Source organism: Streptomyces sp. NBC_01717, from assembly GCF_036248255.1.
Lineage (GTDB): Bacteria > Actinomycetota > Actinomycetes > Streptomycetales > Streptomycetaceae > Streptomyces.
The window spans coordinates 175,202-200,507 of sequence record NZ_CP109179.1 but is presented as its reverse complement, the minus strand read 5'-3'; the positions used below and the strand labels follow the sequence as shown (position 1 = coordinate 200,507).

Below are 25,306 nucleotides of genomic sequence, written 5' to 3'. Positions count from 1 at the left end.
GGTGGGCAACCGCCAGGCCGGTCGCCTGGAGCCCTGGCACAAGCCCATCGGCTACAGCCGGATCACGCTCAACAAGGTACCGACTCTGACCGGCCAGTGGGTGGTCGCCATGGCGACCAGGACCGGCAACGAGAGCGCCATCCCCTGGCGGGAGGTCCACGGCGACCAAGTGGGCGGCAAGCCGGACACGAAAGACGAGGCACTGGCGGAGTTCAACATCACACCCGAGCAGCGCGGCTTCGACCCTGTGGATCTCACGGCCATAGGCGCCTACCTCGGATTCACTCCTCCCGCTACCCCCGCTACCCCCGCTACCCCCGCTACCCCCGCTACCCCCGCTACCCCTGCCGTCGACGTCGCCGGGAACGCCCACCCCGACGCTCCGAAGCCGGCCGCCCCGTCTGAGGTGCCCGCTCCGTCTGAGTCGTCCGCCGGGTCGAAGCCGCGTGGCACCGCGGACTCGGTCGCTGCCGCGCTTCTCGGGGCGGTGCCCGACCCCAAGGAGTCTCAGGCCGGGGGCCGGAAAAGTCCTGACGCCCGTTACCTGGCGGATTTGCCGGGCGAGGACGGCGTGCGGCTGCACGCGCCTCGCAACGGGCAGCCGGAGGTCCTGGGCGCGGGCATGGATCCGGACAGGTACCGGGTGGAGTCCGTGGCCGAGGGCCGTACGCGTCTCATCCGCGTGTCCAAGCTCGGCTCGGCCGGGGACGCCCCCGTGCACACGTGGACGTTCTCCGTGGGCTTCGGCGGGCGATCGTCCCTGGCGGGGGAGACGGTTGTTCTCTCTAGCGGGCCGTTCGATGGCGAAACCCTCACCGTCCAGCACCGGCTCGGCGACGTCCAGGCCCATCCGCTGCGTGACGCCGAAGAACACCACTGGCCTGTGAAGGTGGGCGAGGAGTACGTCGTTGCCTCCCCGGAGGGGCGTCAGGTCTACGACCGAGCAGGCGTGTTCCAACCACGCTCTGAGGCGGCGGCGCCAGCGCGCGTGACGGAACGTCCGGCGCTGCCCGCCAGGTTGGGCGAAGAGGCGATCGAGCGCTGGGCAGCCTCGGTCGAGCTGTCCAGAACGCATCTGCTCGCGGCGGTGAACGACAAGCGGGTGGCCGACCTCATGCGCGATGTCATCGGTGGGGCCTTTACGTCGAAGAAGGGCTACGGCGGCTTCGTGAACCCGACCGCTCTGGCTGACGGCACGCTGGTGGACAAAGTGCGTCACTTCCACGAGGTGACGCGGGATCTGCTCTTCGAAGGGCGCAATCAGAACGTCACCGTCTACCGGGGCCTGTCCATGGACCCGGAGAGCCAGCAGGCTGACCGGTTCGTCGAGCGGCTGCCCATCTCCACCTCCAACAACTACGACTTCCAGGCTGAGTGGGCGCGGGGCGCGATCGCAGACAACCGTGTGATCTTCGAGATCGACGTCCCCGCGGACCACGGCAAGCTCGCCATGGCCTACCCCGGGCAGTACGAGCCGACCGAGACGGACGCGCCGGCATTCAACCAGAGCCAATGGGAAGCCACACTCTCCCCGACCGTGCTCGTCCGTGCCGGAGAACCGCGCATGGAGAACGGCATCAGGATCATCCCGGTCCGGGCCGAGGCCATCCACCCCGACCGTTTCGAGGAACTGATCCGCGAGGAGTGGTCCGGTCTCCCGTCGCAGATAGCGTTCGAGGACTTCAGTACGGCGTTCCGGCAGGACTCGCTGCGACGCGGGCCTGACCTGGGGAACGCCCATGTCCAAGAGACTGCAGACGAGTCCGGCTTGACCAGGCGTTTCGTGGTGACCAGGCCGGAGACCGCGATCCCGCTGATCATCACGGTGGTCCACCAGCCCGAATCCGACGCCGTAGCACTGTCCTTCACCGACGGCGACGGGAGCGTGCTGCGGGAAAGGACCTACAGCGGTACGGGTTTCCGCGCCATCGCCACCGATCTACGCGGCGGCGTGCTGTACGACAACGACGAGTTCAACCCGCTCCCGGCCCCCGCCGCGTGGGCAGACCTCCCGCCGATCCTCCAGCTCGTGGAAGCACCCGTCGGATCCGCGAACCTTCGCGGAAGCTCCGCCGTGTCCTCCTCGGACACCGACTCAACCCAGTCGCGGCCCACGAGCCTCCCGGAGGAGACGTTCGCCCCGCGCTTCGGCGCGTACTACGGCAGCCCGCAATGGCAGCAGTACAGCGAGGAGCATGAGAAGGCGATCGGCCGGGTCCTGGCCGCCGACCCGGTGGTCATCCAGCATGCGCGTGCCGCCGTCGACCGCTTGTACACGTACCTGACCTCCCACCACGGGAAGGTCAAGGCCCGCCGCGCGTTCTTCCCCACGCACCAGGAGGCCGCCGCACGGAAGGCGATGCTCAGGCTGCTGGATCAGGACTCGGACGCGAGCTTGTCTGAACTGATGACGGCACTCGCCAGCGCCGCGTACGCCAACCCGTCCGGGCAGTACACGCTGAACAGTCTGCTGAGCGCACGCGAGAGTCGGCCGCGGGCACGATGGCGGCGGGCGATCAGGCTCGTCACCGCCCTGCCGTCCACCATGCACAACTGGTGGTCCTCGCGGCGCCGAGGGAGCCGCATCCGCACCGGATCCCTCATTCCGTCCGGCCCCGAGCCGGCCGGGCAGCGTGACGCCGCTTGGCTGGCGAAGATGCGCGACCAGCGCGGCTTCCTCGTCGGGCAGCGCCCGGCGACCAACGTCGAGTGGCTGCTCGCAGCCCAACACTGGCTGAACATGACAGACAGCGATCGGCTGCTGTTCCGCCAGGCGTTGATGGGCTGGCTGCTGCCCTCGGGCGAACACTCTCTGTTCGACATCCTCGAGGCGTCACACCAGGCCGGAATGCTGGACGCGACCGAACCGGACCTCTCCCGGATCGACGCCGCGGGCCTGCACGGCTGGGCGGACGGCAACCTCGACCCACGCGGGCTGCTGTCTGAGCCAGGCGTCCGGCGGTGGATCAACACCGATGGAAGGAAAGCGCTCGAGAAGTCGCTCACCCTGCCGCACCAGCGGATGTACTTGGACAGAACGACGTGGTTGACTCCGCAGGTCACCGGGGAAGGCGCGGGGTCAGACGCCCTTGTCCGGATGATCGGCCAGCCCGGTGTCGAAGGTTTCCGCGGGCCGGTGCCACCGCCGTTCCACCCTGTCTGGCGCAAGAGGCGCGAGGCCCTGCACGACTGGTTGCTCCACCACGACGCCATCCAGCTTCTCCAGAACGCCAAAACGGCCCATGTCCCCGCGCTGTACCTGGTCAGCGGCTCCGACGCACGGCTGCTCGATGAGCGGCTCGGCGACGGCGAGGAAGGCGCATGGCTGCTGAAGGAGCGGGCACGCGAGGTGGTCGAGGCCGCCTTCGCGGCGGCTGACCGGCCATCAGAGACAGACTTCCGGTCCTTGCTGCCACTGCTGTTCCTGCGCGACGAGCGGTTCCGGGAACTGGCCCGTCAGGTCGAGGAATTTGTCGACCGGACGACGTCCGGGGGACCGGGGACTGCGCTGTCGGAGCTCCGGTCGGACCTGACGAAGCGCGCCGAAGAGCTGACCGAGACGCTTTTGGGAGAGCTGGGGGAGCATCGGGAGATGGCGGCCGAGGCGCTGGGCATGATGCCGCCCGTTGCGTCCACCGTCTACTGGACCAGCCAGGACGCGGACATCCCGGCCAAGGGTGCACATCTGGCCCTGCCGCGCTTTCACTGGGCGACGACCCGTTTCGAGACCGCGCGCGCCCAGGCGCTTGGGCGCGGCGTGGACGGCCACCCGGTGGTGTGGGAGGTGGAGCGTGCCACGGGCCGTGACATCTCTCCGTTCTCCCGCGTTCCTGGCGAGGGCACGGTCCGCTATGCCGAGCCGGTGACCTACGAGGTCGTCGAGCGCGAGACACGTCTCGACGCGAGCGGGCAGCCGTATGCCCACGTAAGGGTCCGTGAGGTCGCCGCATCGCTGCCCCGGCAGCTGTGGCAGCGGGAGATCATCAGCCGGCCCATCGTCAGCGACGGCCGCCGGATCGGTGAGGCCAGCCTCACCGAGCGGGAATGGGCTTCTTTCGGGCAGCGGCTCCAGAATCTCCCCAGTACCCGGACGTACACCACCTTCTCGCTCCGGCCCGACGGCGAGTCTGACTACAGCGGCGACCCCGCCGAGGCGCTTCCCTGGGGCAAGAACGTCCACCACTTCTCCGCCCACGGCTATCCCGCGCACCTCGTCACCGTCTCGCCCGCGGGTCTGCGACACGTCAGTGCCCACGAGGTGGGCTCCTACATCGGCAATGTGCTGCGCGATCAGCAGGTGCCGCCTGAGACCGAGCTGGTGCTTCAGACGTGCGATGTGGGCAGCGGGCGGGGTATCCAGCGGATAGCCGACCGCGCTGGCCGCGTCACCTATGGATCACCCGATCTGCTGGAACTGACCAGCGGGAATGGGCTCCCCCGCTTGGCGTTGCACCACAGCCCGTACGAGCCCAAGCCGACATGGCAGGTCCGCCGCCCTGGACAGCAGGCCGCGACTGCCCGTCAGGTGCCCACAGGCTCTGTAGCCCAGTCGGCGTGGGCAGGGGTGTACATCACCTCGGATTGGCCGGACGTGGCTCGGCGGTACGAGGACGCGCTCGGTCGCGTGCTCGCCGCCGACCCGCGCACGCTCGGGGATGCCAGGAACGTCATCCGCTGGCTCTTCGACGCCCACTCGAGCACGTTCGGGGGCCCGGACGAGGCCAAAAAGAAGTTCTTCGCCCCCGATGTCCCGGACACGTTCGACTATCCGGCCGCCTTTGACCGCCTGCTGGACGAGAACTCGGGCGTGACGCTGCACGAGCTGATGACGGCGGTGAGCCACGGGCTTCTGGGGAGGAGCCCGGACTTGCGCAGCGAGACCGGACCGCTGAGCGACGACGTCCTCGAGGAACACCGGGACGAGCGTGGCTTCACGCTCATTTGGGAAAAGGACTGGCTCTCTCGCTCCCTCTTCACCGCCTACGGGCGGCTCCTTGAGTACGCCCCCGTCAGGGGCAGGGCGGCGTTCGTGCGCGCGGTCACGGCATGGCTGCTGCCCGACAACACCGCATCGCTGTACGCCGTGATGGACGCCGCCGACAAGGCGTTCCGAGAGAAGCAGGCGGCGGCGGCCTCGGCAGCCGTGGTCGCCGACGCGGCGCACCTGTATGAGTGGGCGGACCAGGTCTACGCCCCCCGCTTGTTGAACCCGGGTGAGCTGCTTGACCGGTTGACGCCGCCGCACCTGGCGGCATACGAGAAGCTGATGGCTCCGGCTGCTCTCCCGGCCACCGACGGCCAGGTCCTTCCGGGCCACGAGGCGGCGGCCCTGCGTCTGTTGGCCGGCTCGGACTCCCAACTGCTGGACGCGAGGTTTACCGGCGGTGCGCGAGGCCGGGAGCGGCTGGCCGACGCGATCCGTTCCGCCGTGCTGAGCGGGACGGCCAACGGCGGGACATGGCCCGCGCTGCTGATGAGGGACTCCGCCTTCCAGAGCCAGGCCGATCAGATCAGGGCTGCACTGGCTGCTGAGGGAACGCTCACTAATACGGGCCCCGCCGTCACGGCGCTGCTGCGGCGCGCCGCTGAGCTCGTCGACACCGTCCAGGCTCAGATCCCCGCGCACCTCGCGATGGCGGCGCGGGCGCTGCGCGCGCTTCCGGCCGTGGCCGCGCCGGTGTGGTGGGGTACCTGGGTACCCGGCGCGCTGGACGGTGACGCCGCCGCCCCGGACGCGATCAGCGTTCCCCGGTTCCGGCCAGTGTCGCTCGACCAGCGAACAGCGCTCGAGACCATGGCCGCGGGCGGGCCCCGGACTGGTGACCACCACTTCGTGCTGGTGGAGGTGGCCGACTCCTCAGCTAGGGTCATTCCCGACTTCTCGAACCTCACCGGTCCGGGTCAAGCGCGTTACGCGGACGACGCGGTGCTGGACGTCCTCCGCCGCGAGCTGCGGCAGGACACGCTGACCGGCCTGACTTACGAACACCTCTGGGTTCGCGAGAAGGGCCGCCCTGGCCCCGACGGTTCGGGAGACGAGGGTCCCGGCGACGGCGGTTCACCATACGAGGGCCCTGACGCCTCCGGTCCCGACAGCGACGGCTCCGGCACCGACAGCGCCGCCCCCGGCTTCGACCGTTCGGGCCAGGACGCCGTGCCCTCGGCTATGTTCCCCACGCACAGCTGGAATTCCACTCCCAACCAGGACGCGTCCGCTCAGGACAAGGCTGTCGCGCCACCCGCCGAGGAACTCCAGCTCGACCGGCCCGCTGAACCGGAGGCCGCCGCCGGCATAAGTGCACTGGACAGCAACGACAGCACCGGCATCGAGGCCCGTAACGCCGACCTCGAGGTCCACAACCCGCCCGCCCCGCCCGCGCCGCGCACGCTCGGAGACGAGGCTGCAGAGGTGCTCCTCGGGACGACGCATGGCCCCAAGGCATCCGTGGGCTCTCCCGGCTCCGCCGTCTCGTCCTCGGACGCCGAATCCGCTCAGTCGCAGCCCACGAGCCTCCCGGAGGAGACGTTCGCCCCGCGCTTCGGCGCGTACTACGGCAGCCCGCAATGGCAGCAGTACAGCGAGGAGCATGAGAAGGCGATCGGCCGGGTCCTGGCCGCCGACCCGGTGGTCATCCAGCATGCGCGTGCCGCCGTCGACCGCTTGTACACGTACCTGGCGTCCCATCACGGGAAGGTCAAGGCCCGCCGCGCGTTCTTCCCCGAGCACCAGGAGGCCGCCGCACGGAGGGCGATGAGCAGGCTGCTGGATCAGGACTCGGACGCGAGCTTGTCTGAGCTGATGACGGCATTCGCCAGCGCCGCGTACGCCAACCCGTCCGGGCAGTACACGTTGAGCAGTCTGCTCAGCGAACGCGAGAAGCGGCCATGGGTGCAATGGCGGCGGGTGACTAGGTACATCACCGCTCTACCCGCCACCGTGCGCCGTTGGTGGTCCTCGCGGCGCCGAGGGAGCCGCATCCGCACCGGATCCCTCATTTCGTCCGGCCCCGAGCCGGCGAGGCAGCGTGACGCGGCTTGGCTGGCGGAGATGCGCGACCGGCGCGGCTTCCTCGTCGGGCAGCGCCCGGCGACCAAGGTCGAGTGGCTGCTCGCAGCCCATCAGTGGCTGAACGTGCCAGACAGTGATCAGCTGCTGTTCCGTCAGGCGTTGATGGGCTGGCTGCTGCCGTCGGGCGAGCACTCCCTGTTCGACATCCTCGAGGCGTCACACCAGGCCGGAATGCTGGACGCGACCGTACCGGACCTCTCCCGGATCGACGCCGCGGGCCTGCACGGCTGGGCGGACGGCAACCTCGACCCACGCGGGCTGCTGCGGGAGGAAGGCGTCCAGCAGCGGATCACCGCTGACGAACGAAAGGCGCTCCAGGAGCCGCTCACACCGCCGCACCAGCGGATGTACTTGGACAGGACGGCGTGGTTGACCTCGGACGTCACCGGCGAAGGCGTTGATGCGGGAGCGATCGCACAGATGCACCGCCTGCCGGGTGTCGAAGGTTCCCGCGGGCCGGTGCCGCCGCCGTTCTATCGTGTCTGGCGCGATCGGCGCCAGGCCCGGCACGACTGGTTGTTGGGCTATGGAGATATCCGGCTTCTCTACAATGCCAAAGCGGCTTATGCTCCCGCGCTGTATTTGGTGAGTGGTCCCGATGCCCAGCTTCTCGACGAACGGTTCGGTCGCAGTGAGGAGGGCATGCGGCTGCTCAGGGTGCGGGCACGCATGGTGGTCGAGGACGCTTTCGCGGCGGCTCAGCACGCACCGGAAAGGGACTTCCGGGCCTTGCTGCCGCTGCTGTTTCTACACGACGAGCAGTTCCGGGAGCTGACCGGTCAGGTTGAGGAATTCCTCGCCTTGGGCCAGTGGTCTGCTGCCATGTGGGGGGCCGGTCGGACGCTGGCTCCGCACTTGTCCGAGCTTCGACGAGCGCTGACGGAACGTGCCGAGCAACTGTTGGCCGAAGGGCTCTTGGGAGAGCTGGGGGAGCATCGGGAGATGGCGGCCGAGGCTCTGGCCATGATGCCGCCCGTCGCTTCTGCCGTGTACTGGAGTAGCCAGGAGGCGGGTACCTCGGATGTGGGCACGCGTGTCACCCTGCCGCGCTTTCACTGGGCGACGACCCGTTTCGAGACCGCGCGCGCCCAGGCGCTTGCGCCGGGGGTAGGCGGCCACCCGGTGGTGTGGGAGGTTGAGACTGCCACTGGCCGTGACATCTCCCCGTTCTCCCGGGTTCCGGGTGAGGGCACGGTGCGCTATGCCGCGCCGGTGACCGTCGAGGTCGTCGCGCGGGAGGAGCGTCTGGATGCGAGTGGGCAGCCGTATGCCTACATAAAGGTCCGTGAGGTGGCCTCCCCGCTGGCCCAGCAGCTGTGGCAGCGGGAGATCATTACGCGGCCCATCGTCAGCGACGGCCGCCAGATCGGCGAGACCAGTTTCAACGAGCGAGAATGGCTCGTTGCAGGGCGGCCGCTCCGCAATGTCTCCAAGGTGCGGAATTACAATACCTATCGGCGTGTGCCCGGCGGCGGAACTGACTACAGTACCGAGCCCGATGAACTGGTGCTGTGGGGCCAGAATGCCTACCACTTCTCCGCGCACGGTGCACCCGCTTCCCTACACACCGTCTCTCCTGCGGGTCTGAGAACGACCAGCCCCCACGAGGTGGGCATCTACCTTCGGAACGTACTGCGCGATCAGCAGGTACCGCCTGAGACGGAGCTCGTGCTTGAGGCGTGCGACCTGGGCGCTGGGCCGGGCATCCAGCAGATAGCAGACCGCGCCGGCCACGTCGCCTATGGACCGCCTGTGCGGGTGGGTTCCAATGACAAGAATGGGCAACTGCGCCTATTGCTGCACCAGGGTCCCTACGGGCCCAAGCCGACATGGCAGGTAGGCCGCCCCGGAGAGCAGACCGGGTCTGCTGGCCAGTCGCCCACAATCCCGGCACGCCAGTCGGCGTGGGCCAGTGTGTACTCCGCCCCGGAATGGCCGGACTTGGCCAAGCGGTATGAGGACGCACTCGGTCGCGTGCTCGCCGCCGACCCGCGCACACTCAGGGACGTCAGGGAGGTCATCATCTGGATCTTCAACGCCCACCGGAACATCTTGGGCGGCCCGGAGGCGGCCAGCCGGAAGTTCTTCGCCCCCGACCGCCCGGGCACGTTCGACTATCAGGCCGCGTTCAACCGCCTCCTGGACGAGAACTCGGGCGTGACGCTGGACGAGTTGATGACGGCCGTGTCGCTTGGCCTTCTGGGCGAGAGCCCAGAGCAGCGCAGCAACGTGACGCCGCTGAGCCCCGAGACGGTCGGGCTGTACCGTGGCGAGCGCGGCTTCGACAACATCGAGGACCAGCAGCGGCTGGCCTACGACCTCTTCAAAGCCTACGGTCGGCTCCTTGAGTTCACTCCCGTCAAGGGCAGGGCGGCGTTCGTGCGCGCAGTTGCTGCGTGGCTGCTGCCCGACAACACGGCATCGCTATACTTCGTGTTGATGTACGCCGACGTGGCGTTCTCCAGTGAACTGCCAGTGGCGGCCTCGGCGGCCGTGTCTGGCGACGCTGCGCACCTGTACGAGTGGGCGGACCGGGTCTATTCCCCACGTTCGTTGAACCCAGGCGAGTTGCTTGACCGGCTGGTTCCGCCGCACTTGGCGGCGTACGAGAAACTCATGGCTCCTCTGGCCGTCCCGACCCCTGACGGCCAGGGCCTGCCGAGCTACGAGGCTGTTGCCTTGCCTCTGTTGGCCGGCTCGGACTTCCAGTTGCTCGACGCGAGGTTTACCGGCGGTGGGCGAGGCCGGGAACTGCTGGCCGAGGAGATCCGTTCCGCGATACTGGGCGGGATTGGCGCCGGAGGGACATTCCCCGCGTTGCTGATGCGGGACTCTGCCTTCCAGAGCCAGGCTGAGCAGAGCAGGGCGGCACTGGCTGCTGAGGGCACGCTCACTGATACGGACCCCGCCGTCACGGCCCTGCTGCGGCGGGCCGATGAGCTCGTCGACACGCTCCAGACTCAGATCCCTGCGCACCTTGCGATGGCCGCACAAGCGCTGCGCGGGCTTCCGGCCGTTGCCGCACCAGTGTGGTGGGGGATGTGGGTGCCCGGCTCGCTGGACGGTGCCGCCGCCCCGGACACGGTCAGCGTTCCCCAGTTCCAGCCCGTGTCGCTCGGCCAGCGAGCAGTGCTCGACGCGATGGCCGCGGGCAGGCCCCGGTCTGGTGGCCACCACCTGGTGCTGGTGGAGGTGGCCGACTCCTCGGCCAGGGATATCTCTGCTTTCTCGGACCTCGCTGATTCTGGTCAGGTGCGCTACGCGGATGACGTGATGTTGGAAGTCCTTCGCAGCGAGGAGCGGCAGGACGAGTTGACCGGACTGCGCTACAAACACCTCTGGGTTCGCGAGAAGGGCAGCCCGGGCCCCGACGGTCCCGGACGTGAAGGCCCCGACGACGGCGGTCCCGGAGACACCGGTTCACCAGACGAGGGACACGGTTCGAAGGGCCCCGACGCCTCCGGTCCCGGCACCGACGGTTCAGGCGAAGGCGGCCCCGGGCCGCAGGGACCAGGAATCGGCGGAACCGGACCCGACACCACCGCCCCCGAGCCCCTGACGGAAAGCAACGCCTCCGTCGACCCCGCCCCGACCGGCAGCCGGCAGACCGACCCCGATCAGCCCACGGCACAGAACCAGCCTGCCGAAGAGGACCGGCCCGCCGCACAGGAGCCGGGCGGCGCCTCACAGGCCCCCTGGTATCTGGACCGTGACGCACTCGGCCACGCAAGCGTGGACCGGGCGGACATGCCCGAACCCGTCGGCGCGGTCGCAGCCGCGCAGTCCGCGGCGAACGGGCCGCACCCGGGCGTCACCGAGACGGCCGCCGCCTGGGCCAGGCAGATCATCGACGGGCTGCGTTCCGGACCAAACGACCCGGATGCCGCGCTGTTCCCCGACATCGAGGCCGCCCTGCGCGACCTGCTGCTCACCTCCGACCCCGCGACCTGGGACACGCTGCTCGCCAAGGGCCGAATGTTGGTCGCCGGGGGGCGGCTGGTGTGGCTGCGCCCCGTGCTGCGCGGCACCCGACCCCGACCCACCACGGACACGGCCCCCGACGCCGTACGCTCCTACAACGTGGCCTTCGCCGCGACCAGCACCGGTGGCGAGACCTGGCACGAGGTCTCTCGCGCTTTCCAGTCTGTCCTGTTCACTGCCATAGAGGTGGCTTCGCGGGCCGTGTCGTGGGTCCTGCTCGGCGCACCGCACTTCGGCGGCAGCGCCTCCGAGAAGCGGGCCAGGAAATGGAACCGTAACGTCATCTCCGGACGGAAGCTGTTCATCGCCGACAGCACGGCTTTTGAAGCGGATGTCAAGGTCAGGGTGTTCATCGACGGCGTGGAGCGCGAACACGGCGTGATCACCCCCCGCGCGCTGGGCGTCGAACTGCCGTCCGTGTACACCACGCCCGGAGCGCCGCGCCCACACGACCCGGAGCCGCGCCTTCCGGCCGCGCCGCAGAGCAGCTCGCCCATGCGTACACCCAAGGCGAGGCTCACGCTCAATGCCGTGGACATCACCCCCGTCGTCGCCGGCGTCCAGCGAGAGCTGCGCTCCGGTGGCCTCCCCGCGCGCGCCGCCCTGGAGGTCGTCGAGGAATTGCAGGCCACGGTCAACGAGAAGACCGCGATCGCCCGCAGCCGGTGGATGCTGACGTCCGGCGACGTCACCAACCCCATCCGTTCGGGGTTCATCCGCACCAAGAGGTTCCAGGGCCACTTCTCGGTCCGCGCGGAGATCGAGGCTGCCCAGTACGTAGGCATCACCCCGGAGGTGGCAGTCCGCGACGATCTCGGTGGGGGGCTGTCCAATGAGGAGAAGAAGGCGGGCGGGACCAGCGCGTTCCTCGGCCTCGGGCTGAACCTGGCCGCCCATGCGGACCCCGGTGCGGTCATGTCCATGTACCCGCTGCTGGGGGGGACCGTGGGTACCAGCCGCTCCTCCGGACACTCGCTGCACCGGCAGGGCCTGGTGCACACCGTGCTCAACGCGCGATCCGATCAAGCCAGATACTGGGCTCGGTTGAAGGTGACCGTGGCCACCGAGTCCACGACACACCGCATCCCCGCTGTGGAGAGCGTCGTGGATTCGGATATCGGCGTGCCCGTGCGGGAGGCTGCGGGCTTTGAGGAGCGCGTCTTCGGCGCCGCCGCCCGCCACACCGCCGTAATCGAGACCGAGACCGCGGCCGGTCCCGGCGTCGCGCCCGTTCCGCCGCGCGGCCCGCAACTGCCCGGCCCTGTTGAGTCGGGCCGCTGGGTACGGGCGCTGCTGCGCGAATCCGGAGCCGCCCTGGTCCGGAACACTGTTCGGCCCGCACGTCTGGACGCCAAACTGCCCGTCCCGCACCCGAGAGAGCCGCTGGCCCTCGCGTCACGCCGCGGCCAGGGCTTCGGCATGCTCACCGACCTCCCCGGCTCTGAGCTCGTCCACGACCAGTTGCGGGCCGCCCTCGCCGAGCAGGCCGGCAGCGCGGGGGCCAAGGCTGACTGGTCGTCGACCGACCGCGACCTGGCTCTGTTCTTCGGCCGACCCGCACTGGAGTCCGACCTGTCCCACCTGCTTTCCGGGATCTCCCACACCGTCAAGCTCGCCGGGCGCTCCTACCAGCTTTACGCGCGCGGCATCCTGCTGGAGCGGATCGCCGGAGAGAGCTATGACATGACCGTCAACGCCCGTGCCGCCGCCGGAGCCACCGTGGCCGGGAACCGAAAGACAGGCTGGGACGCACGCCTCGGCGCCGGCGGCGCCGCACGATTCGGGATCGGCAAGTGGTTCAAGTTCCAAGCCGGCGCCTTCCAGGCATCCGGGGACTATGGCAAGACCCGTGCGGACGAACTGTCCAACGGAGCAAAGCTGTATCGGCGCACCGAAACAGCGACAAGCGTCGACGAGCACGTTTACAACATCGTGTACGAACTGACGATCCGCCCTGATCCTGAGCGAGAGGGTCCGGCTGACACATGGTGGATCGACAAGCCGGACGAGGTCGTCGCCGCCGTCGCCGTCCCGCACGAGCACGTCCCCGCCACCTCGGTCACTGCGCCCGAAGCCAGGTCAGCGGGCCGCCTCTCGCGACTGGCCAGGAGCCTGCCCGAGCCCGCGCGCCTCGCGGTGGACTTCGCCGTCGGCGGATCGTCCGGCGTTTACCCGGTATTCCTCGTCATGTCCCAACTGAGCCGCCTAGCCGCCCTGCTGCACGCCCAGGTCAATCGGGTGCCCGCACAAGAAGCGAAGGCGTGGGCCGACAACCCACTCAACTGGCCCGCTGAGATCCGCCACGCCACCACCCCCGCCGAACTGGCGAACCAGTTCGCTCTCCTGGTGGGGCCGTACGGCCACGAGTTCGAGCTGCCGGTGCGCGACGGATTCAAGCAGGCTGTCCGAATAAGGCTGTTCGCGCACAATCCGGTCAAGTCGGTCACGGTCGGCGGCGACGTGGAGATCGAGCACTACCTCCAGGCGACCAGCCACCACCGGCCCGGCAACAACACCCGCAAGGTACTCAGTGCGCTGGCCGCAGGCGGCCCACAGATTCGTTTCGGCGCGGAGGCTGCCTCCAACGCAAGTGACGAGTACGGAGACGACGGCGCGCCACACGGCGCGCCGAACACGCACGGAGACAGCAGCGAGGGCGGCATCGGGGGACGTGCGACGGCCCTGCTCCTCGCGAGTGGTGAACGCCACTGGGAATCCGGCAAGAGCGGCAAACACGGCGACATCCAGATCAGCAGGGCGACTTACCGGTGGGACGCCCACACCGTGCGCAGCGACGCCGTCTTCCAGGTCACCGCCCTGCGCTGGTGGGACGACGAGATGGTCGAAGAGACCCGATACCTCACCTTCGAGAATGTCCTGGAGATGCTGATCCCGCAGCGCCGGATGGAAGACCTGGTTCCATGGCTCCTTCCTGATGAGCAGCCAAGCCAGTCTGAGCCCTCCCGGGCCTTGGTCCACCCGGAGATATTGGAAGGCGTCGCGCACACCGAAAGGCTGCGCGCCGACCAGGTGCTCCCCGAGATCGAGCGACAGCTGCTGAAGCGCGGCGTCCTTCGGGAGAGCCCGGAGGGCGAACGCAGGCCCAACCTGCTGCATCGCTCGCTCACCGCGACATACGCGACAAGCGGTCTGGAGTCCCAATTCCGGGCCCTGCGCGGGTCCGGAGTGCGTCGCTGGCTGCCGATCCCGGGCCTGCTGGGGACCACCCGTTACCTGTGGGTGCGGGTCACCGCCGACATCCGGACCGCCCACACGGACCGGCCGCGTCCGGATGTCTCGCTGACGCTGCGGGACGAGGGCGTGACCGAGGACTCGGCCTCGCGCTCCGTCTCCGACAGACTGCGCGGCGGCCTCGACGTCCGAGTCCGCGCCGGTTCCGGCCACCGCCATGGCGGACTGGAGGCCGGCGGCGGATACGGGTACGGGAAGGGCCGTGAATCGGAAGACGTTCGTGAGGTCAAGGACATCTACCGGGTGTCCAGCAAGGAGGCGTCCCACGAGTTCACACACGGGCTCGACTTCCGGATCGAGATCGGGATGAGCACCGAACCGCCCGCCTTCCTCGATGCTCTTGCGAAGCTCGGCAAGAGGATGCTGCTCGCGATGAGCCTGCCCTTCGACGCCGCCGCCGTAGCCGATTTCTGGCAGAGCCACCGCCGCTGGACGTGGTACGAGGACAGCTCGGCAGACTCGGGCAGCCAGTTGGCCGGTGAAGTGCGCCTGCTCGTACCCCGGCATCTGACGACCGGGGTCGCGGTCGCCGCCCTGACGCCGGGCCAGCCGGCCGCGATCGGAACCTATGCGCGGTGGGAGAACGCCGTCGACGCCGGGAGGCCTCCCCAGAGCAGCCACCACTCCATCGCTCCGAAGGAGCTGATCGACAACCTTCACCCATGGGCGATGCCTGCCGCGGCGGCCGTTCAGTACTGGTCCGCGCTCGCGTCTAAGCGGTTCCCGAAGGGCGCCGCCCCGGACCTGGGTAATCGGACGGTAGCGCGCGTGCCGGGCTTGGATTCCAGCACCATGGCGGGGCTTCTCTATGACCATTACACCAGCGAAGGCATGCTGCGGCCGAACCTCAGCGCGTTGCTGCGGCATGACTACACGGTGCCTGTCGGTGACGGCGTGGTCACCTTGGGGCTGGAACTGACACATGCACAGCAACTGTTGCCCGGCGAGGAAGCGAGGTACAAGGCCCGCCGCTACCAGCAGAGCGATTACGCGCCCACGTCCGAGAACCACAGCGGTTCCGGCTGGTATCTCGCGTTCGGGCCGGAAGGCGGCGGCGACGTGCAAGCGGGGCGTGCCATAGACCGGGCGCCCATCGAGTTCTACGGCCTCGAGGAGGGCGAGAAGCGCACCTTCAAGGTCGCCGAGACCGATGAGCACAACAAGGAAGGCGTCCGCTTCTTCCGCTACTACCGCTTCGACTCGGTCCTGGTTGTCAGGGGCGCGGGCGGAGTTGTACGGGTCAAGGTGGAGCGTGCACTCTACGCAATGCTTCCGCTCGACGCGGACGGGAAGCTCGCCGGCGACCTGGAGACGAGCATGCCGCAGCTGTTCTCCAGCGCCACCGCGGCGAACTCAGAGACCGCTGACCGGGATGTCTGGCAGCCCATGCGGCACTTGGCGATCGAGGGGCCTGCACAGCGCTCTCGGCACACCGCTACCATCCCCCCGCTCCCACAGATCACGGTCACGGACTGGGACACGGAAGCTGACCGGGATGTCTGGCAGCCCGTGCGGCACTTGGCGATCGAGGGGCCTGCACAGCGCTCTCGGCACACCGCTACCATCCCCCCGCTCCCACAGATCACGGTCACGGACTGGGCCACGGACCCCCGCATCGAAGAAGTCGTGCCGGCGGATCGAACCAGTGAAGACCACGCCCCAGTCACGCCGGGACACCTTTCGTTCCCCGTCAGCCTCGGCCGGAACCCCTCGACGATGCAAGGGCGCTGGCGGCTGCCCGCCTACCTGGAACGGATGCGGGCCGCAGGCTCGGCCCAGTTCCACAGCCCGGTGGGCCTGGACTGGGTCGACGCGACGATCCGCACGATGACTGGCCGTGCCGCTCCCGAACTGATCACCGAGGAACTACAGCAGTGGCCCGGACGCTTCGTGGGTGCCGGCAAGTCTTTCCATATGCGAGGCGGGGACGGCTGGTACGACGTGAAGGTCGCGATGGTCCGTCATCCCAAGGAGAGGCGGCCGCTCATCACCTCCGTCGCCAACGCCGAAGAGATCTCGGCGGGGGAAATGCCCGTTCAGAACACGTCTGTCGAAAGCTCGCGGTCCGCCGCGGTCTCGGAGGGCTTCGCCGTCAGGGGTGCGGCCTACGCGCTTGCTCCCACGCCCGTGCCCGGCCTGCTCGCTGGAGCCACCGCCGCCGTGAACGTCGCCTTCGGCCAGCGAACGGTCACGACGACGAGCAGCGAGGGCTTCACCGACAGCCGCAGGCCGGTGCACCTTTCGGGCACCGTGGACGTACCCCGGCAGGTGCAGTGGGTGGTCACGGCCCAGAAGGCCGGCGTATCCCGGGGCCGGGTGTTCCACGGTGACGGCTCGGCCATCGCTCGAGTGCCCGTCGAGCATCTGGTCAAGGACGGGGAGCGGCCTGCCGAGCGCCGGCCGGAACCCATCGATGCCCAGAAGGCCCGCGGGATTGAGCTGGCAGATTCGCTGTCGCTCATCGCCGCGTACGATCACGCTCCCGCGAGCGAGCCGACCAGCGGCCTCTACCGCACCGTCAGCTCAGTGCTGCACCCCGCGCTCACCGCACCCGGGTCATCCGGCCGCTCGACGGCCATGGCGGAGACCTCGTCCGACAGCGTACTGAGAACCCTGGCGACAGCCTTCGAGGGCTGGACGGACTCGCCCGACCTCTCCGGCCGCGGCGACAGCGTCCGGGGCGGGTACCGGATGCGCGCGCGGATCACCGCACTCGCCCCGGTGTCCCCGGTCGGCAATACCAGGTTGAAGAACTACCAGATGTTCGGCCAGAAAGACGGGGTGCAGGTCGGCAGGGCCTACGGCGGTGAGGTCGCCGCCGGTCCCGCGTTCGGCGTGGGCCTCATGGCTGGCGGCCCCAGAGCCCGGGTCTTCCTCCAACTCGGTCTGACGGCCGCGCGCAGCCGGGCGGTCTCCCAGTCCACCGGGGTGCAGGTGGCTCAGGGCGCGGAGGTCAGCGGTGCGAAGGTGCTCTACGAGGCCCGCGTGAGGATCACCGTAGAAGGCACCGCCCCGGTGCCTCTGAGCGCCCGCACCAAGGCCGGCGCGCAGCCCGGCGAGCACGAGTTGACCGTCTGGCTGAGTCTGCGACTCGACCAGGCCGCGGAGCTAGGCCTGCCGCTACCGCCCGGCCTGACGCCGAGCCCGCTGTTCCGCAATCCGGGCTTCGAGCGGCACCTGCCTGCCGGTGCACGGGGGGCGGGCACCGTCCTCGGCAGGGTGGATACCGATCCGCTGGTCCAACGGATCGAGGAGCTCTTCTCGACTGACGAACGACTGGACGGGTTCCTTCCACGGTACGGGCAAGCCGCCGTGTCGCCCGGCTTCTTCGAGACCGAGAAGGACCTGGCCAGGCAGCGGAACAACCACCGCGCGCTGACTCAGGCGCTGTCCCCAAGGGGCCTGCGCACTCGCAAGGGCATGCTGCTCACCACCGGCATCCCCATCAGGCTGCGACGAAAGCGTTGGAACGTCACCGAGTCGGTACTCATCCGTGTCGAGGGCACGCTCGTCGACGACGCCACCTCGTACCGGGGCGACGTCGACGACTGGGGGGTGGTGACAGCACTGGGGGTCGGCACGGGAGCCCAGAGTGGGGGAGCGGTCGGGCAAGGCGCGATGGCGCGCTTCGGGATCTCCGCCAAGCCGATCCCCGGGCACCTGTACCTCGCCGGCGCCCTGACGGTCGCCACGAACACCACCCGCGACGCTCAAGCGGGTCCGAGCGCGTCGCGAGGCTTCTTCAGCGAGGGCTCGCAGACAGCCAGCGCGTTCAACGGCAGCCTTCGCTTCAAGGTGACCGTCACCTCCGTGGTAGTGGCACGCACATGGCGGCGCTGGGCCACACCAGGGCTTCCCGGGCAGCAGGTGCCCGAGGTGACCACGTTGGCCAGCACCGACCCAGGCGGTAACGACGGAGTCCGACAGCTGGTCATACCGCCCACACCAGGGCTTCCTGGGCAGCAGGTGCCCGAGGTGACCACGTTGGCCAGCACCGACCCAGGCGGTAACGACGGAGTCCGACAGCTGGTCATACCGCCCACACCAGTGCTCCTGACCACCCCCGCGTCGATGACGGCGCGCGCACCGCGGAAGGACCTGCAGGCCTCCGCCGCGCCGCGTCCCCTGCCCGTGCCGCCGGCGGTGGGCATCGGCACACTCGTCGACCCGCAGTGGGCACCCCCGGAAGCCGGGCAGCGCCGGCTGACCGAATGGCTGGTGATGGAGGCGGCTGGAGATCCGGGGCACATTCAGGATCTCGCCCGCAGATTGCTGGCGCGGGCCGCCAGAGGCGACACGGCTCTGTCCACCCCCGGCCTCGACCCGGCGCTGACGCTCGAGGGGCGGATGAGCCGGGAGTCGATCGCGGCCGAGCTGCCGCGGGCCCTCAAGGGGGCGTGGATAGTGGATGGGTTGCGTTATGACCGGCGGTGGAACGGAGTCGCAGCCGCGGTCGGCATCCGTGCCAATGTGGTCAACCCGACCGTGATCCACGTGGGCGGAGCTCCTTCGGTCCAATCCGGCGTAGGTGGCGGGCACTCCGCCGCCAGCGGCAAGAAGCGTGCCGTCGCTGCGGGCGCCGGCGCGAGCGTCTTCGGGGCCGGAGACGCTCGCGCACAGAGTCCCGCGGTCTGGCTGCTTGGCGGGCCGGGTGCCTCGTACAGCGCAAGCTGGTCGGCCACGCAGCGGATCGGCAATTCCGGCGCGATCGAGCGGGTCGGGTTCAGTGCGGCCGGCGACCGGCTCGTGCTCGTCCAGGGCGACATCGAGGTATTGATGGTCGCCGAGGCGTCCGTCGGCGGGAGTGACCCTCAGGTGGAATCGGAGGGTATGGCATTCGACAGGTCCGTCACGGCCTGGCTCACCGAACAGCAGGCGCTCGCCCTCGGGCTCGGCCCGGATATCGACCAGCGCCTGGCAGAGCAGGCCCGCATCGAGAAGGGCCACCCGGCACAGACGACCGCCGAAGCCGCCGACGGGGCACAGGAGGCCGTGGGGGGCGCCGACCCGGTCGCCGCCCCGACCGTCGACGTGAACGCCGCCCCCGCCGCCGATCGGGCAGCCGGCCTCAAACTGCCTGGCACCGCCCCGCTCGGCCCCGGAGGTATCGACAGGCTGCCTGACTTCGGCGTCCTCTTGCCCCGGCTCCGCGCGGAACTGGAGCGTGTGCACGGGACGAAGCTGGCGAAGGAGCTGCTGCCCGAGCAGGTATTGCGGGACACCTGGCGGAACACTCAGCGCCTCGCGGACGTACTCGATCCGGTCGGCGCCACGGGTCTGCTCGGCAGCGCCCTCGACGGAGGCGTCCCGGTCGAGCTGTTCCGCACGAACTCGCAGGACGCCTATGTCGCCCGGTTCGTCGTCAGGCGGGGCACGGGCACGTTCGAGGACCGACCGGCAGGTGGCCAGGAAATGGCGTTCGTCACCAGCGCTTCGTTCGACGAGGCCATTTCGCGATCCACGATGAAGGGCTCGGGTGTCAACGCATTCGTCCTTCCGGTGGCCCCGCTCGGCGACACGGCCGGGGCCACGGCTCCGCAGGCCTCAGGTGGCCTAGCCCCGCACGACACGGCGACACATGGTGACAGCCGCAGCCGGCAGGTATACGCGGTGAGTGTGACGCCCGCGGACGCCGACTACCTCCGGTTCCGTGTCCCACTGACCGACGCCAGGCTCGACCTGTACGCGCCCGGTGCCGACGTGGACGCGGGTGCCGAACCCCTGCTTTCCGTGTCGCTTGACGCACCGACGACCGGCCACGACGACCGCTATATCCTCTACCGCGTCCTGGAGTCGGATGCTCGGGCTATGGCGGCTCTCGCTCGGGAGCGGTCGCTCGTCCCTCCGGGTTGGCGGCTCGCGGAGCGGCGGGAGCCGCTGGAGACCTGGCGGAGGCATGGTGTCAGCCTCCCGCCGGAGGCCCAGATCTTCCCCATGGAGGGCGCGCCGGTGATCCGGGCCGCACTCTCTGACATGGCCCGGAACATGGGTGCTTACCGGGGTTTCACGACGACCGGTACCGCCCAGTCCTACGTCAGGGACGAGTCACTGAATACTGAGTGGCTGACGGCGTCGCTGCCCCTGCTGACGAAGACGGGAGCCCGGCTGCCCGACGTGTACATGCTCGGCGCGCGCGGCGGGCAGGAGCTCACGGTCTCCCTGCACGCCAAGCTCACCGGGGGCGAGATCCTCACCACCGGCGAACGCCTGTACTGGGAGTACTTCGACGAGCTCGCGTCTGGAACGCCCCGCCTCGCCTCCGTGGGCTACAGCAGCGGTTCAGGCGACTCCGAGGGGGTTGGCTGGTCCGGAGGCGGCAGCTGGTCCAGATACCGCCACGACGACGTCCACGACCACGCAGCCACTGGCGGGATAAGCCGCAGCGGGGATACGGGCTCGTCCGCCTCGACGTCGGGCGGAAGCGAACCACGGCTGATCCGGCTGAGCCCGTTCGTCCTGGCGTCATTCGAGGTGGATCTGCGGCTCATCGCGACGCTGAAGCGCAGCGGCCAAGCCCTCGGCGTTTCCAAGGGCTCGGAGGACACACAGCTCAGGCTGCCCAAGCGGGTGGTCGTCCGGATGACACTGGAATCCGCGCTGAAGCTGGTGACGACGGAGGCCCTGAGCGATCCTCGAGGCCACCTGGACGCGCTCGCCCTCGCGCCTGCCCCAGCGGTCCCGTGGCACTCGACCGTTCTGGTCCGTCCCATCCTCGACGACGCGGGCAAGCGGATCGGCACGGCGTCATTCCCCCTGGCAGGCTGGCAGCGGCGCGAGGCCATCTACCAGCGGCTGAACGAGGTGACCGAGTACGTCGAGCAGCGCCCCGGCGAGAAGGGCGAGCCCGTGCGCGTCACCCGCCCCCTACCGCTCGCTGGCCGGAAGCGGTACTGGCTGGCCATGCACGGTGCGGATCACCGGGTCACAGTCGCCACGACCGACGGCGCGACGCGGGACGTGGACGAGCACGAGACCGCCGCCCTGCTTCGCGCGTACGGCGACCTGGCGACCGTTCCACTCGGCGCAGTGATCGTGCTGCTGAAGGACGGCCCAGGACGCGTGGAGGAAGCGGACTCGCCGACGAACGACGAGAGAAGAGCTGGCCATGCCATCCCCGTGGCCCGTCGGATCGCAGCCGCAACCGGGCTGACCGTCATCGAACCCGTCGGGGCGCTTCGGGTGACCGGAACGGACGACGGAACCGCGCGGATCGAGCTGTCCCCGGCCCCGGACGGCGGACCAGCACGCTGGCGGATCTTCCGCCCCGGAGATCAGGAGCCGCAGGAATACCCGGCCGCACGGCACCACGAGCCGCAGCCAACCGGGTCGGACGGTGCCACGGAACCCGCGGGCGCGCGTGAGCCGGAGGAGGCCGCACCACAGGCTGCGCAGACCCCCGAGGCTCCCCGCTTCCGGCACGAGGGCCCGGACACGGTGTCGTTCGAGGGACGCACCTTCCGCCTGCAGTCGCCCACGAGCGACCAACCCGGCTTCATTTCGACCCTCCTCCACGCACTCAGCCTGGACGCGCCGCAGGCTCTGCGGGCGGTGCCGGGACTAAAGAACCAGGCACCCGGCGACTCCCCGGCGCCGCCCGCCACGGCGGCACGCACCCTGCGCACCTGGCTCGACCAGCGCCTCACGGACGGCGACATCCCCGCAGACCTGCCAACCCCGGCGGATGAAGAACGCTTCTCGCTGGACGACCTGGCAGCCGCCGGATACGAGGTGAGCCGCGTACTGCGCACCGAAGACGTGCTCATGGGAGGGGGAAGCACGCTGACACTCGGCGCGGCGAGGGCCGGTGCGGAAGTCGGGCCGATCCAGCGATACCGGCTGCTCGTGGCCAGGGGCGGACTGCCCGAGGCCGCCCTCGCGGAGATCGTGGCCCCCGTAGCGGCCCGAGAGCTCGGAGTACGCCTGGTGCTCGCCGGACCTGGTGACGGGACGGTGAGGGAATTCGGCGACGCGACGGCAACGCCCGTGCTGCTCGTACTGGCAGAGGGCGGCTACCGGCCCACGGTGCAGACAGCGGACTGGTATAGCCCTTCTGCTCATCACTCAGACGCGGCCGGTTCCGTTCAGCCGTCTGGTGCCGGTAGCCCGGCACCAGCGACAGACCTTGAGACGGACCGGCAACCAACTGCCCCGCAAGAGGCCGGCGAGAGGGAGAACGGCTGGCACGACGCCCGGGGCGTGGACACGGCCGTGGACACAGGCATGCTCCAGGGGCAGGAAGACGCCGTCACGGCCGAGCCCGGGTCCACACCTATCCCGGGCACCCCCGCCACCTTGGTCGGCCCTGGTGCCTCGACAGTTCCCAGTCCAGGTCTGCCGACCGCTGCGGGCCAGAGCACGTCCACCTCCGCGGCCCCGTCGCAGGCCGAGTTGGCCGCTCCTAGGCAGGGCGCTCCTTCCAGCCCGGCTCCGGCCGCAGCCGGGACCGGGACCAGGGAAGTCAGCACGTCCGGTGACCCGACCAGCACCACCTCCACACCGACACCGACACCGACACCGACACCGTCCGCATCCTCGTCGGCTCCGGCCTCCCGCACCGCCACGCCGGACAGCCGGCCCGGCACCCGGACACTCACGACCAGCGACGCCACGAGAACCACCGTCACCCCGCCCAGCCCCACGGCCACCACCGGTGCAGCCGGTGTCGGCACGGTCGGTACTCGGCCGGCCCCGGGCACGGCCAGGTCGGCGCTGGAGAGCACGGCCCTGCGGATCGTTATGGAACCCGTCGCAAACGCCACACAGCACGCCACGCACAGCGGTACACCGTCCGCCGAAGTGGAGAACGGTGTGGGACGTCACGGCGCGTCGAGCCCGACACCGTCCGCAAGGGCCCGGCGGGAGTCGGCACTCTCCCAGAACGAACTCGCCATGCTCCGCACGGAGGTGCACCGAGAACTGCAAAGGCTGGTCCCGGACCACGGCCCCGTGGACACCGAGACAGTGGAACAGCAACACGACGAATTGCCCTCCCACCTCAGGGGGACGCTCCGCCAGCGCGGCGAGGCGATCGCGCAGATCCTCCTCACCGGTCGGCAGGCCGGCCTACGAGGCGGAGCACCACAAACACCAGAAGAAGGAAACCCGGCCCCAATTAGCGCCAGCGAGGAACCCCTCGCCGTGCTGCACCCTGCGGGACCGGCAGCCCCCCAGCACAGGGACACGGACCAGCCCGCCGCACCCCCAACAGCGGGAGACGACCAGCCCGACACGCCCCTCACAAGGAAGCGCGGCAGCCGGGCCATGAGGGCCCAGGAACCGGACACCCTCAGACGCCCGAGCCAGCACAGAATCCCGCCCCTGGCCACGGTGGATCCGCAGGAACAGGCGCGGTTCGACGACTTCCGCGACCGGCTCAAGCGGATCTTGGTACGGCCCGATCACCAAGTCCAGCAGGTCCAGCGCCTGAGGCACACGATCGGTGACTTCCTCAACGGTGTCGCGCCCCAGCACCGGGAAGCCTGGGTCCACCAAACGCGGCAGTTGATCGACACCCTCCCCGAGGGTGAGTTCACTGACTCCTCCGTCAACGCCGCCCACGAGGCACTCAACACCCACGACTTCAACCGTCCGACCATGGCCATACCGGGCGCCGACTACGTGTCCGCCAGCCACGTCACCGACGGACCCGGCCAGGGATACATCAACCGAGACATCCCCGAAAGCATCGTCATCGAGGGCGAGGCCTACGTACCGGTGTATTTGGCCGTCTTCGGCGACGCGCTCGGCTCCGACGAGCCGGCCTACAAGGACATCGGGCAGGACGACTTCGGCGTGATTCAGATACACACCGGAGCCCCAGGCGGCAGCGAAGGAACCATCTGGCTGAGCTTCGGCCAGCCGCTCCGGCAGCTCAAGTGGATCGAGAACTACGCCCGCCGCGCGTCCGAACCGATGGTCCGCTCCTTCCTCGTGCCACTGCGCACCGTGAACGAGGTCTCACGGGACTCGGTCACCGAGCACAACTCCAGCACGTTCCTCGTCGACCTCAACGTCGACAAGCACTTCGGCTCCAACCAGTTCGGCGTACGCAAGCCCGAATCACTCGAACTCCTGCGCCAGACCGCGCTCCCTGGCTCCCTGCGCACCTACACCGACGGCGATGTCCAAGGCAGGCCCGACACCTGGGGCGATGTCCGGCCCCTTGCACAACTACGCGAACGCCTCGGCGTCCCCGACAAAGTACTCGCCGGTTTCCCCGTGTTCACCAAGGACGCCGGCTTCATGGCGCCATCGAAGTACGAGAGCACGGCGCGTACCCTGCGCGAAGTCGTCGCGGCCCACGCGAAGAACCCGCGGCTCCTCGAACGCGGCGACAAGTCACTTTCACAGGGTGACGTGTGGAGGTTCTTCGACAAGCACGCGCCCGAGCACCTGAAGCAGAACATCGACGGGCAGAAGGAGAAGCGGGCCGCCGTCGACAGGTTCGTCCGCGACTACGTCACTCCCTGGGCCAACCACGCCCGTATCGCCCAGGCCCTGTACCACGAGTTCGAGGAACTCATCGACAGTAACCCCACCACGACCCCGGTCGACTACCGCCTCACGGACGCCCCGCCCACGCTGCGCGGACAGCGCCGCACCACCGAGCGCCTCATCGGCCAGGATCACAGCGAACTGCTGGAAGAGCGCTTCAAGGTCCGCCGTGGCTACGAGGCCCTCGGTAATCTGGTCACCGACGCCTTCAAGAGCCCACTGCGCGAGGTGTTCAAGGAACTGAACGAACTGAAGGACCGTCGCATCAAGATCCTGGACGACTACCAGTTCAAGATCGGCGACCGTGCCACGCTCCCCGGCAGGAACGTCGAATACCGCGCCTGGGCGGCAGAAGCATACGAGAAGATCACCGCGGCGCTCGCCGGCCAGACGCCCGACGACCTTGTCAAGAAGGTGCTCGACACTCTCACGCATATCAAGGACGCAACACACCCAGGACTCAGCGGCGGCTCACGCGGCTACGGGGTCGACTCCCGCGCCCAGGGATGA

At 69.2% G+C, this 25,306-nt stretch carries 1 protein-coding gene (only partly in view); it reads left to right on the top strand.

The window, feature by feature from the left end:
- A protein-coding gene (locus OHB49_RS43115; RefSeq protein ID WP_329167035.1) for a glycosyltransferase crosses the window boundary here: on the top strand, positions 1–25,306 show its end. The gene continues 64,754 nt to the left of window position 1, outside the view; only the last 25,306 of its 90,060 coding nucleotides appear in the window; the start codon falls outside the window, past its left edge; the stop codon is at positions 25,304–25,306.